13 protein-coding genes are annotated in these 11,867 nt (G+C 29.1%); 7 read left to right on the forward strand and 6 right to left on the reverse strand.

The genetic code is table 11. From position 1 onward, the window contains the following. The first annotated feature begins 43 nt into the window (after window positions 1-43). Genes ACFQZW_RS03980 through ACFQZW_RS03990 form a run of 3 tightly spaced genes read left to right on the forward strand, consistent with a single transcriptional unit; the run spans window position 44 to window position 3,351 of the window. Window positions 44-1,399, forward strand: coding sequence for a methylmalonyl-CoA mutase subunit beta (locus ACFQZW_RS03980; RefSeq protein WP_386781526.1), 1,356 nt, complete (start codon window positions 44-46; stop codon window positions 1,397-1,399). Continuing rightward, entirely contained in the window at window positions 1,389-2,846 is a 1,458-nt protein-coding gene (locus ACFQZW_RS03985) for a methylmalonyl-CoA mutase family protein (protein ID WP_386781527.1), read from the forward strand. Before ACFQZW_RS03980 ends, ACFQZW_RS03985 begins: the two co-directional genes overlap by 11 nt. A 31-nt stretch (window positions 2,847-2,877) precedes the next feature. Then, window positions 2,878-3,351 (forward strand): hypothetical protein, encoded by a 474-nt coding sequence (locus ACFQZW_RS03990; RefSeq protein ID WP_386781528.1) that lies wholly within the window; start codon window positions 2,878-2,880, stop codon window positions 3,349-3,351. A 141-nt stretch (window positions 3,352-3,492) separates the two neighbouring features. Here the strand turns inward: ACFQZW_RS03990 and ACFQZW_RS03995 are convergent, their stop codons facing one another. Then, on the reverse strand, window positions 3,493-4,722 hold the full coding sequence (locus ACFQZW_RS03995; protein ID WP_298264940.1) for an MDR family MFS transporter: 1,230 nt from the start codon (window positions 4,720-4,722) through the stop codon (window positions 3,493-3,495). 251 nt (window positions 4,723-4,973) lie between these two features. Here ACFQZW_RS03995 and ACFQZW_RS04000 point away from each other — a divergent pair, with 251 nt between their 5' ends. Further along, the gene (locus ACFQZW_RS04000; protein WP_298264943.1) at window positions 4,974-5,588 is read left to right on the forward strand and encodes a DUF1684 domain-containing protein; all 615 of its coding nucleotides are present in this window, start codon (window positions 4,974-4,976) and stop codon (window positions 5,586-5,588) included. A gap of 362 nt (window positions 5,589-5,950) precedes the next feature. On the opposite strand, the gene ACFQZW_RS04005 is transcribed toward ACFQZW_RS04000, so the two are convergent. From ACFQZW_RS04005 to ACFQZW_RS04025, 5 genes are all read right to left on the reverse strand, one after another. Then, a complete protein-coding gene (locus ACFQZW_RS04005; RefSeq protein WP_386781529.1) occupies window positions 5,951-7,192 on the reverse strand; it encodes an ammonium transporter in 1,242 nt (413 codons plus the stop codon). A gap of 21 nt (window positions 7,193-7,213) precedes the next feature. Continuing rightward, window positions 7,214-7,552: a P-II family nitrogen regulator gene (locus ACFQZW_RS04010; protein ID WP_298264948.1), complete on the reverse strand. Its 339-nt coding sequence runs from the start codon at window positions 7,550-7,552 to the stop codon at window positions 7,214-7,216. Window positions 7,553-7,761: 209 nt separating this feature from the next. Beyond that, window positions 7,762-8,133 (reverse strand): fluoride efflux transporter CrcB, encoded by a 372-nt coding sequence (crcB, locus tag ACFQZW_RS04015; protein WP_298264949.1) that lies wholly within the window; start codon window positions 8,131-8,133, stop codon window positions 7,762-7,764. 6 nt (window positions 8,134-8,139) lie between these two features. Next, window positions 8,140-9,111: a BT_3928 family protein gene (locus tag ACFQZW_RS04020; RefSeq protein ID WP_372802734.1), complete on the reverse strand. Its 972-nt coding sequence runs from the start codon at window positions 9,109-9,111 to the stop codon at window positions 8,140-8,142. 1 nt (window position 9,112) lies between these two features. Next, window positions 9,113-9,658, reverse strand: a complete 546-nt coding sequence (locus ACFQZW_RS04025; protein WP_298285913.1) for a DUF1599 domain-containing protein — start codon at window positions 9,656-9,658, stop codon at window positions 9,113-9,115. Between the two features lie 65 nt (window positions 9,659-9,723). On the opposite strand from ACFQZW_RS04025, the gene ACFQZW_RS04030 reads away from it, so the two are divergent. Genes ACFQZW_RS04030 through ACFQZW_RS04040 form a run of 3 tightly spaced genes read left to right on the forward strand, consistent with a single transcriptional unit; the run spans window position 9,724 to window position 11,849 of the window. Continuing rightward, window positions 9,724-10,305 (forward strand): LOG family protein, encoded by a 582-nt coding sequence (locus ACFQZW_RS04030; protein WP_298264958.1) that lies wholly within the window; start codon window positions 9,724-9,726, stop codon window positions 10,303-10,305. Then, a complete protein-coding gene (gene folP, locus ACFQZW_RS04035; RefSeq protein ID WP_386781530.1) occupies window positions 10,305-11,138 on the forward strand; it encodes a dihydropteroate synthase in 834 nt (277 codons plus the stop codon). The genes ACFQZW_RS04030 and folP overlap by 1 nt, the downstream gene beginning before the upstream one ends. A 3-nt stretch (window positions 11,139-11,141) precedes the next feature. Next, entirely contained in the window at window positions 11,142-11,849 is a 708-nt protein-coding gene (locus tag ACFQZW_RS04040; protein ID WP_298264963.1) for a hypothetical protein, read from the forward strand. Window positions 11,850-11,867 lie beyond the last annotated feature (18 nt).

An 11,867-nucleotide genomic window follows, 5' to 3' on the forward strand; every position in this document is an offset into this window, starting at 1 on the left:
CTATTTTTATTCAACATATTTCGCTTTCAAAATACTATAAATTATGAGTGACTTTATAACCAAAGATTTTAATCCTAGTTCGGCAGCTGCTTGGAAACAAAAAATCCAATTTGACTTAAAAGGAGCAGATTATAACAAAACTCTTTTAACTACAACTAATGAAGGAATAACTATAAAGCCATTTTACCACTTAGACAATTTTGAAAAGTTAAAGATTCCAACACCTCAAGAAGATTTTAAAATTTGCCAAAAAATAACTATTTCATCAGAAAAAGAAGCAAATTTAAAAGCTACAAATGCTATAAAAAATGGAGTCGCCTCTATTAAATTTATTGTTAATCAACCTTTTAACTCCAAAATACTGTTTAAAAATCTATTAAATAAACAGCTCGAATTCCATTTTCAATTTTATTTTTTAGATGAAACTTTTATCGATGAGCTTTTCAAACTTCTTAAAAATGAAACCGTTTATTACAATTTAGATATTGTAGGCAATTTAGCTAAAACTGGAAATTGGTTTAACTCATTAACCAATGATTTTAATGTAATAGAAAACCTACTTCAACAAAACAAAAAACAATTTTTATTAAGTGTAGATGTTAACATTTATCAAAACGCTGGGGCAAATACCGTTCAACAAACAGCCTATACGTTAGCACATGCCAATGAATATTTAACCAAATTTGGCGATGATATTGCTCAAAAAATTCAATTTAATTTTGCAATGGGTAGTAATTATTTTTTTGAAATCTCCAAAATAAGAGCTTTTCGTTATTTATACAATTTAATTTTAGGAGAATACAACATCAATTCTATTGCACAAATATTTGCTGAACCTAGTCTAAGAAACAAAACCTTATACGATGCACATGTGAATATGCTTCGAACCACAACTGAAAGCATGAGTGCCATTTTAGGAGGAGCCAATACTATTTCTAATTGTTCATTTAACACCTTATTTCATCATCCTAATGAATTTGGAGAACAAATTGCACAAAATCAATTACTAATTTTAAAAGAAGAAAATAATTTTAAAAATACACAACATATAGTAACTGATACATACTATATTGAAACCATTACTAAAGAAATTGCAGAAAAAGCATTGGCTATTTTTAAAGATATAGAAAAAGGAGGTGGCTTTTTACATCAATTAAAAGAAGGAACCATCCAACGAAAAATAGCAGAAAACGCTCAAAAGGAACAAATTAAATTTAATAGTGGAGAGCTTGTTTTAGTTGGTTCTAACAAATACCTAAATGAACAAGAAAACATTAAAAACAATATAGAAATTAGTCCTTTTATTAAAAGGAAACCGTACAAAACATTAATTATTCCAATAAGTGCAAAACGGCTTTCTAAAACTTTGGAACAAAAAAGATTGAAAAATGAAACGTAAAGATTTTTCTAAACTAGCAATTAGCACTCAGCGCACTAAGGAAGTTAATTTTAACCATGAAAATTATGTTGCTGGTATTGCGCCATTTTTAAGAGGTATTCATTCAACTATGTACGTAAAAAAACCTTGGACAATTATACAAAGTACTCGTTTTTCAACAGCAGAAGAAGGTAATACCTTTTATCGCAAAAACCTAACCGCTAATCAAAAACATATTTCGGTTGTTTTTGATTTAGCAACAAATCTCGGTTATGATTCTGATTATGAGCATGTACAAAATTATATTGGAAAAAATGGGATTGCCATAGATTCTGTAGAGGATATGAAGATCCTTTTCAAAAAGCTTCCTTTAGAACAATTAATTGTTTCTATATCTATAAATAAAGCTGTTTTACCCATACTTGCCTTTTACATAGTAGCTGCTAAAGAACAAAATATTGATGAGAACTTACTTTCTGGCATTCTTCAAATTGATGAGCTTACATTGCATAATACTACTATGCAACTACCTAAGCCTCCTATGAGAATAATTTCAGATATTTTGGATTACACCAATAAACATCTGCCTAAATTTAATACTATATCAATTTCAAACTATCACTTACAAAAAGTAGGAATTCTACCAGAAATTGAACTAGCTTATACTTTAGCAAATGGTTTAAAATACCTTAAAGCTGCAATTAATAGCGGTGTAGATATTGATTCATTTGCTACAAAATTATCATTTTCTTGGAACATTGATAGGAATCATTTTATTGAAATTGCTAAAATGAGAGCTGCTCGTATGCTTTGGGCTAAAATAGTAAAACAGTTCAACCCTAAAAATCAAGAATCTTTAGCTTTAAAAGTACATTGTCAAACTCATAACTGGAGTTCAACTAAACAACACCCTTTTGATACTATTACTGAAACCACCATTAAAGCCTTAACGGCAGCTTTTGGAGGTGCACAAAGTATTGATACCAATATTATTGACAACTCCAATGAATTATCCGAAGATTTTTCTGATAGAATTGCTCTTAACACACAGCTTTTTATACAAGAAGAAACAAATATTACTAACACTGTTGATCCTTGGGCAGGAAGTTCATTTGTTGAAAAACAAACCCAAGAAATAACCACCAAAACTTGGGCTTTATTGCAAGAAATTGAAAAATTTGGAGGGATAAATAAAGCCATTGAAAATGGAATTCTTAATATACAAGTTAAGTCAAATATCAATCTTTCGATACAAGAAGACAACAAGTTAATACGAAGAAATCAACTAAATAATCTAACGCAATTAAAAGCTTCTAGAAATACAACTGAAGTGTCCGAGGCTCTCAATAACTTAACAGCTTGTGCCAAAAATGGGAACGGAAATTTATTGGAATTAGCAATAATTGCAGCTAAAAAAAGAGCCACTTTAGGAGAAATGTCAAATGCATTAGAAAACGTATTTGAATAAAATTTAGCAACCTTATTAATAAACTCTAATAGTGTTCGATAAAAAACCAAACAACAATCCAGACTTTAAAAAAGCTACCGATTTAGCCAATACATTTGCAGAATTAGAAGGCAGAAGACCTCGTATTATGATTGCTGAACTTGGGTCAAAATCACAAGATAATAATTTTAAAATAGTAGCCACAAGGTATGCCGATTTAGGATTTGATGTTGATATTGGATCTTTATTTCAAACTTCAAAAGAATTAGTGAAACAGGCTATTGAGAATGATGTACATTCGTTAAATATTTTATTATCAACAACCAATCACAAAGTATTTATTCAACAAATTATTGATGAGTTAAAATTGTATGGAAGAGAAGATATTATGGTTGTTATTCATGAAAATATTCCTTCTCAAAATTATGAGTACTTGCTTCGTACTGGCGTTAAATTTATTATCAGTTCCAAAACAACAACTTCTAAAACAGCTATTGATATTTTAACCTCTTTAATTAAAGGTTAAAATAATTTGTCAAAAAATACAATTAAATATAAATAAACATCAAAAATAATGGCTCTATTTTCTGATAAACATATTATATGCTATTGTAAAAACACCCCATTAAAAAATATTTTTAGAAAATAAAAACTATAAAAGAGGCAATTAATTACCTATCACCTCTTTTTCTTTATGTAATAAATCTCTTAAAAAAATCATTAAAATAACTGCTACAAACCCTAAGCCACCCATTACAAACCAATTAGTAATATATCCAAATCTATCAATAATTTCCATCCCTGTTTTGGCACTAAAAATATGTGCAACAGAAAACGCCATAGTATATAGTGCTAAATAACGGCCTTCTCTACCTTTTGGAGCTCTATTCATCGCAAAATTATTAGTAAATGGAAACGCTAACATTTCACCAAAAGTTATAAACAACATTCCAATAATCAAAACACCCACCCAACTACTTACATTTAATATTATAAAACTTAGCGCAAATAAAACCAAACTCCAAGTAATAATTTTCATTCTGTTTAGTAATGTTTTTTCTATATAATGAATTAAAGGCATTTCAAATAAAAAGATTAAAAATCCGTTTAACCCCATAACTAAGCCTATTTGTACTTCACTTAATGCATGCACCTCTTTGTAATATAGTGGCATGGTAGTGAATAATTGTAAGAAAATAAAGCCCATTAAAAAAACAATCACCAAAAACAACCAATAAGGTTTATCTCTATATACCGAACGTTGTGTTTCTGAAGTATCTACAATAGCTTCGCTTTTCTTACTTAGTTCTCTTTTACTCAATACTAATTTTAATAAAAACACCGCAGTAATACAAGTTATACCATCTACCCAAAAAAGTCCAGAGTAATTTAAAGTCGCTATAATAATTCCTCCCAAAAAAGGTCCCAATGAAAATCCTAAATTTATAGCCAACCTAATTAAGGTAAGTGAGCGCGTTTGGTTTTCAGGTTTACTATAGGCTTTTAATGAAACAAACATAGCTGGTCTAAAAGTATCTGCTATAGACATGGTTATAAAAATTGCCAATGCAAACCCAATAAATGAATGTATAAATTGTAATGCTATAAATAAAAAACCTGTGATTAATAAGCTCCAAAACATAACTCTATAAAAACCAATTTTATCGGTTAATTTACCTCCTAACCAAGAACCTAATAATGAACCCACTCCAAAACAGCTCATAATAGTTCCTACTTGCGCTAACGAAAAGTTTAAATCTTTCGTTAAATAAAGCGTCATAAATGGCAAAACCATAGTCCCCGCCCTATTAATAAATGTTATGAGTGCCAACCACCAAACCTCGTTTGAGAGTCCTCTAAATGAATCTTGATAAGTTATAAATGTTCTTTTTACCATACTTTCAAAATTAAAAAACCCGGCAAAAAGCCGGGTTTATATTGGATAACTATATTTTATATTTACATAATTATAACACATACATACTCCGACAGTTTATTAAAAACCTCTTCTTTACGGAAACCTTGTATGTGAAACAATTCATCATTTTTTAATTTATTTTTTTTCAAAACTACAAAAATTATTTAAACAACAATCTTTTTTATTACAAATGTAATATTTTGTATTTTTGAGTTACAAACTTTTTTGGCATGAAAAAAACGTTTTTACTTATAAGTATCCTATCATTATTAATCGGTTGTACCCATAAACAAATTGGTTATGAAGATGAAATTAAAAATTTTCAATACGAATTAAATACTCAATTTGCTGATGCTGAAGAATCACCATTAACAGAAGAAGATTTAAAAAGTTTTAAGACTTTAGATTTTTTCCCCATTGATAAAAAATACAACATTACAGCTAAGTTTACACGAACTCCTAATGAACCTGTTTTTGAAATGCCAACAACCACAGACCGATTGCCATTATATAAAAAATACGGAGTTGCATATTTTACTTTAAATGGAAAAAAAATTGAGTTAAATATCTATCAAAATCAACAATTAATGACGAGTATTGGATATGAAAATCATTTATTTTTACCTTTTAATGATGCTACAAACGGTAAAAGTACTTATGGAGGTGGCAGATATATTGATTTAGAGATTCCTGAAAAAGATACTACAATGATTCGCATTGATTTTAACAGGACATACAACCCATATTGCGCATATAATCACAAATACTCTTGTCCAATTCCACCAAAAGAAAATACAATTCCTATTGAGATTTTGGCTGGTGTAAAAGCCTATAACAAACATTAAAAAACCTATTTAAGCATCTCAGCTTTTAAGGATGTTAAAAGAAATCTAAGCATCCAAGGTAAAGTCATCTGAAATAAACTTTACATTAGGTTACATCACAGGAGAATTTTAAAATTCTAATCCATCCCAAATATATCTATTAGTAAAATCAACTCCAATATCTAACTTTTATTTTCTTAAAACTTGCATTAAGTTACCACTTATTATGACTGTAAATAGTATTAGTATTTTTTTTAATTGATTTTATACAGTAAATTTTTAACTGTTAGTAATCATTTTTATTCCATAGCAATCCTATTAAACATTATATGCTTTTAAAAAAATCTTCAAAATTGGCAATTAAGTACATTAATTAAATGCAATTAATGTTGATTTAATCGAAAATCAGGATAAGCATCCATACCATGTTCATGAATATCTAAACCGTCTTGTTCTTCTTCTAAAGAAACTCTAATCCCTACAGTAGATTTTAATATTTTTATGATTGTATATGCAGAAACCAAACAAAAAACACCCACTGACAAAACTCCAATCAATTGTATTCCAAATTGTCCCCATCCAGCCATACTTCCAAAAATTCCTACTGCTAGTGTTCCCCAAATACCACATATTAAATGAACAGCAATAGCACCAACAGGGTCATCTAATTTCATACTATCAATAAATCCAACTCCTAAAACAATAAGCGTACCAGCTATAAAACCAATAAAAATTGAATCGGTAACACTCATTAAATCTGCTCCAGCCGTAATTCCAACCAATCCTCCTAACACTCCATTTAAAAACATTGATAAATCGTATTGTTTATGTTTAAATAATGAAACAAAAAAAGCTGCTAAGCCACCTGAAGCTGCGGCAATACAAGTGGTTACTAAAACTAAAGAAGTGCTTCCAGGATTTGCAGATAAAACAGACCCTCCGTTAAAACCAAACCAGCCCAACCAAAGTATAAACACACCTGCAGTAGCTAAAGGAATGTTATGACCTGGGATGGCTCCAATAGAACCATCTTTTTTAAATTTTCCAATTCGGGCTCCCAATAACCAAACCGCCACTAAAGCTGCCCAACCACCTACAGAATGTACTAAGGTTGAACCTGCAAAATCATAAAAACCCAATTCATCTAGCCAACCTGCTCCCCATTTCCAAGAACCGGTAATAGGATACACAATTCCAATATAAAAAATTGAAAACACCATAAAAGCGCCTAATTTTATTCTTTCAGCCACAGCTCCAGAAACTATGGTTGCCGCTGTTGCCGCAAACATTCCTTGAAACAAAAAGCCAGTCCAATAAGTATAACCTCCACTTGCATATTCTGCTGTTAAGCCGTTTTCAGGTATTGACAACCCAAATAAATCGAAAAAATAATCAGGAATAATTCCTAAAATGAATGAGCCTGGATACATTAAATTAAACCCTACCAAGGCATACAATACCAAACCAATTGATATAATAAATATATTTTTAAATAATATATTGATGGTGTTTTTTTGTCTTGTTAATCCAATTTCTAACAATGAAAATCCTAAATGCATTAAAAATACTAGTGCAGTACAAATCATCATCCAAACATTGCTCACTGTAAATAATGTGTTTTCCATAATAAAAAAGTTAGTAGTTATTTATTTTAATGAGTTAGCACCTCTTTCTCGAGTTCTTATTCTGTAGGTTTCTTCAATATTTGATATAAATATTTTTCCATCACCTACACTTCCAGTAAATGCTGATTTTAAAATAGCATCTACTGTCCTTTCCAAAAAAGTTTCTGAAACTACGATTGATAAAAATCTACGCTGAATATCTGTAGTACTATAACTAACACCTCTGTATACGTGTCCTTGTTTTTCATTTCCTACACCGGTTACATCCCAGTAACTAAAAAAGTTAATTTCAATTTGATGTAAAGCTTCTTTTACTTCATCAAATTTTGACTTTCGAATAATCGCTTCGATTTTTTTCATGATAAAATGATTTTTTAATTAATTTTATCACAAAAATATATATAAATATACTTTAACCCTGTTTTTTATAGGGTATAAATATAATTTTTATTATTTTAAATAAAATATACCCTATTTTTTATAGGGTTTTTAAAATTTTATTGAGTTTTTTATTGTATTAAGTAAATTGGTATTGTTGAAAATTTGTTTTTTATTAAAAAACAGACAACTTAAACAAGTTTGGAAAGATATAAGCCTAAAAAAACTGCTAAAAAACCAAAAACTAACGATCCTAAAGTATAGAACAAAAACTGAGAATAGTCTCCATTTTTAAGGAAAAGTTGGTTTTCGTAGGCAAAAGTAGAAAAAGTAGTAAAGCCCCCACAAAAACCACTTGCGAGTAATAATGATTGATTGGCTGGAATATTTGATGACTTAGATAGCACACCAATAATAAAACCAATAAGTAAACTACCAAGTACATTTGCTAAAAATGTGCCATAAGGAATATAATTCTCAACATTATTCAGCCATTTTCCTAATAAAAATCTTAAAACACTTCCAAAACCTCCTCCAACAAATACAAGAAATGCCTGCTTCATGTTAACTTATTTAAGTATTAATTGAACTTCATCAGCATCTGTCCAACTCCATTTACCTGTAACAGTACCTTTATGTAAAGTAACAATGCCTGGATTAGCTCTTATAATTGTTTTGAGTGTAGTTTCGTCACAAAACAACATTTCAAAATTTAAATTATGCTCATTTTTAATTTCTAAAAATTCTTCATTCATTGATGCAGATAAGGCATAAACTTTAAAACCATTTTCTATAGCTTTATCTGTTAAATCTTTTAGTTTACTTAAACCACTTTTTTCACTCTTACTTAAATTATACGCTACAATTAACATTATATTATCTGCTGATAAGACTTCTTCTGTTAAATCATTTCCATCATTTGTTTCTAAAAAGAAATCATGTACTGGTGGTAATTCTGTTCCAACAAATTGCATTCCTTCTTTAATATTTTTTCCAACAGCATAAGGTCTAAAATCAATAATTGGTAGATGAATTAATACATAATACCCTATGTATAAAAAAGCTGTAAACGACAAAAAGGAAACCCATTTTGCAAGATTCAAACTTGGAAACGGTTTAATATATTCATATTTTACAACCAAAAGTATAATTAGTAAAATTAAGAATACGTTTTTATAAAATGTTTCCCAAGGCGATAGTTTTACGGCGTCACCAAAACAACCACAATCAGTAACTTTGTTATAATAAGCAGAATACCAAGTTAAAAACAAGAAAATTAAAATCATTCCAAGCAAACTCCAAACCGTAATTTTTGGAAGGTAACCCACCAACAAGAAAACCCCTAACATTATTTCAGCTAAAATTAAAAATACCGAAAAAGGCAAAGCATAAGGAATTAAAAATTCTAAATTTAAAACGTCAGCACCAAAATATTCTTGAAATTTATACGCTGAACCAAGCGGATCAACTAATTTTACAAATCCTGAAAAAATAAACGTTATGGCAACTATAAGCCTTGATATTTGAACTACTATTTTCATATTACAATTCTTTTTCATTAATATGTATTAAAGCAAAAACGGAATAATTAATCATATCTTGATAATTTGCATCTATACCTTCAGATACTAATGTTTTTCCTTTATTATCTTCAATTTGTTTCACTCGCAATAGCTTCTGTAAAATTAAATCTGTAAGAGAACTTACCCTCATATCTCTCCAAGCCTCCCCATAATCGTGATTTTTATCTTCCATCAATTGTTTGGTTGTTGCTATGTGTGTATCATACAGTTTTACGGCTTCGTCATTAGACATATCTGGTTGTTCAGCAACTCCTTTTTCCAATTGAATTAAAGCCATTATGGCATAATTTATAATTCCAATAAATTCTGAAACTTCTCCTTCATCAACTTTTCTTGTTACATTTTCTTGCAGCTGACGAATTCGTTGTGCTTTAATAAAAATTTGATCTGTAAGCGATGGCAATCTTAAAATTCTCCAAGCTGTTCCGTAATCTTTTAATTTATTAACATATAGTGATCGGCATTTTTCAATTACCTCATCGTATTGTTTTGAAGTTTGTTGCATGTAACTTTAATTAATTCCGTAAATTTCGAACAAATTTAATGAATTAAAAAATCAATTATCTATTTATGAAGAAAGTTGCTGTTTTTTGTGGCTCAAGCTTAGGGTTTAATGAAATATATAAAAATGAAGCTATTAAATTAGGCTTTCACTTTGCCAAAAACAACATTGGTTTAGTGTATGGAGGTGGAAAGATAGGAATGATGGGAGTTTTGGCCGATGCAATAATTGAAAAAAAAGGAGAAGTAATTGGTGTAATTCCAGGATTGCTTCGTCATGAAGAAGTAGCACATACTGAAATTACTGAAATGATTGTTACTAAAACTATGAGCAAAAGAAAAATAAAAATAAGTAAACTTGTTGATGGGTATATTGCGTTACCTGGTGGTTTTGGCACCTTAGATGAAATTTTTGAAGCCCTAACTTTAGGACAATTAGGTATTGAACAAAAGCCTGTTGGAATTTTAAATACCAATGGTTTTTTTAATCATTTAATCAAACAGTTAGAAGTTATGGTAACTGAAGGATACTTAAAACAATCTAACAAAGAAATGTTAATTATAAGCGACTCTATAGAAGAACTTGTTTCAAAAATGTTCAACTATCAAGCTCCAAAAATGACTAAAGTAATTAATAAAGTAGTAAAATAATGTTTAGTATTAATTGTAATGGAAAGCTTATCGATGTATCATCACCAAAAGTAATGGGGATTTTAAACATTACTCCTGATTCATTTTTTGACGGTGGAAAATACAACAACCCCCAAAGCATTGTAAAACAAGTTGAAAAAATGCTAAGTGAGGGAGCTACTTTTATAGATGTTGGAGCTTATTCCTCTAGACCAGGTGCTAAACATATTTCTGAAAAAGAAGAAAAAGAACGTATTTTACCAGTGATTAAACTTTTAGCTAAAGAATTTCCTCAAATACTAATGTCAATTGACACTTTTAGAAGTGAAATAGCAGAAGCATGTATAAATGAAGGTGCATGTATTATTAATGATATTTCAGCTGGAAATATGGACGAAAATATGTTTACAACAGTTGCAAAACTCAATGTTCCTTATATTATTATGCATATGAAAGGCACACCGCAAAATATGCAAAAAAATTGCACCTACAATCATGTTGTGAATGATGTTATATTTTACTTCTCAAAAAAAATTAACGAATTAAGACTATTAGGCGTTAATGATATTATAACTGATGTAGGATTTGGTTTTTCTAAAAAATTAGAACACAATTATAAACTGCTTAAGCATTTAGAACTTTTTAAAAGCTTAGAAGTTCCAACACTAGCAGGTTTATCAAGAAAATCTATGTTATTTAAACCTTTAGAAATAACACAAAAAGAAGCCTTAAACGCAACTACCACTGCAAATACAATAGCTTTATTAAATGGTGCTAACATTTTACGCGTACATGATGTAAAAGAAGCTGTTGAAGCTATTAAAATTGTTGAATTGCTTAAAAATGTAGAATAAACAATGAAAAAAATACTATTTATCCTCCCTTTTTTAATGATAAGCTGTGCTAAAAAAGAACTAAAAATTCCAACTCTAGCAGAAAAAGGAATTCAAGAAGTATTTGACCATTCACAAGTATGGTTTTTTTATGAAGTTAATAACAATGATACTTTGGCCGTTTTAAATAGAAAAAACACCATAAGTTCAACACATTGGATATTTAACATAGATAAACGTTTACCTTTAAAAACATTTATTGATGATATTATAACGCTTCAAGATAAACATGCAAATTCCATACATTCAAAAGAAGGAATGCATAACTATTTTAGTTTTTCTGATACCATTTCCCAAAAATTATCATTCTTAGAATTTGACAATGTTGTTTATAAAAAAGACAGTATTTTATCCAAATACTTCATCAAAGAAAACAGAAATAACTATTTGAATTTTAATAACATCAACTTGGTTTTTAATCCAAACAATGTATTATTAAATGATTCTAAAATTGAAAAAGGAGATTTTAAAGAAACATTGCTTGAATTTATTGACTTTACCTCAGAAGGTAAACAAACCATGCTTCATTTAAATTTTAATGAAAATTTATTATACCAAGATTACCTAGCTTACAAAACAATGTTATTTAATTTAAATAATACCGCTATTCTAACCAATCACATCGAATTTATTTTTAATCAAATAAAAGTTCCTGATTGTGGTTGTGAATAACTATTTTGTGTGCAATCT

This window comes from Lutibacter aestuarii, from assembly GCF_042676885.1.
Classification (GTDB): domain Bacteria; phylum Bacteroidota; class Bacteroidia; order Flavobacteriales; family Flavobacteriaceae; genus Lutibacter; species Lutibacter aestuarii.

What these genes read in the sequence shown, in the direction of transcription:
- ACFQZW_RS03980 (WP_386781526.1), top strand. Translation starts at nt 44, where the DNA reads ATGAGTGACTTTATAACCAAAGATTTTAATCCTAGTTCGGCAGCTGCT.
- ACFQZW_RS03985 (WP_386781527.1), top strand. Translation starts at nt 1,389, where the DNA reads ATGAAACGTAAAGATTTTTCTAAACTAGCAATTAGCACTCAGCGCACT.
- ACFQZW_RS03995 (WP_298264940.1), bottom strand. Translation starts at nt 4,722, where the DNA reads ATGGTAAAAAGAACATTTATAACTTATCAAGATTCATTTAGAGGACTC.
- ACFQZW_RS04000 (WP_298264943.1), top strand. Translation starts at nt 4,974, where the DNA reads ATGAAAAAAACGTTTTTACTTATAAGTATCCTATCATTATTAATCGGT.
- ACFQZW_RS04005 (WP_386781529.1), bottom strand. Translation starts at nt 7,192, where the DNA reads ATGGAAAACACATTATTTACAGTGAGCAATGTTTGGATGATGATTTGT.
- ACFQZW_RS04010 (WP_298264948.1), bottom strand. Translation starts at nt 7,552, where the DNA reads ATGAAAAAAATCGAAGCGATTATTCGAAAGTCAAAATTTGATGAAGTA.
- crcB (WP_298264949.1), bottom strand. Translation starts at nt 8,133, where the DNA reads ATGAAGCAGGCATTTCTTGTATTTGTTGGAGGAGGTTTTGGAAGTGTT.
- ACFQZW_RS04020 (WP_372802734.1), bottom strand. Translation starts at nt 9,111, where the DNA reads ATGAAAATAGTAGTTCAAATATCAAGGCTTATAGTTGCCATAACGTTT.
- ACFQZW_RS04025 (WP_298285913.1), bottom strand. Translation starts at nt 9,658, where the DNA reads ATGCAACAAACTTCAAAACAATACGATGAGGTAATTGAAAAATGCCGA.
- ACFQZW_RS04030 (WP_298264958.1), top strand. Translation starts at nt 9,724, where the DNA reads ATGAAGAAAGTTGCTGTTTTTTGTGGCTCAAGCTTAGGGTTTAATGAA.
- folP (WP_386781530.1), top strand. Translation starts at nt 10,305, where the DNA reads ATGTTTAGTATTAATTGTAATGGAAAGCTTATCGATGTATCATCACCA.
- ACFQZW_RS04040 (WP_298264963.1), top strand. Translation starts at nt 11,142, where the DNA reads ATGAAAAAAATACTATTTATCCTCCCTTTTTTAATGATAAGCTGTGCT.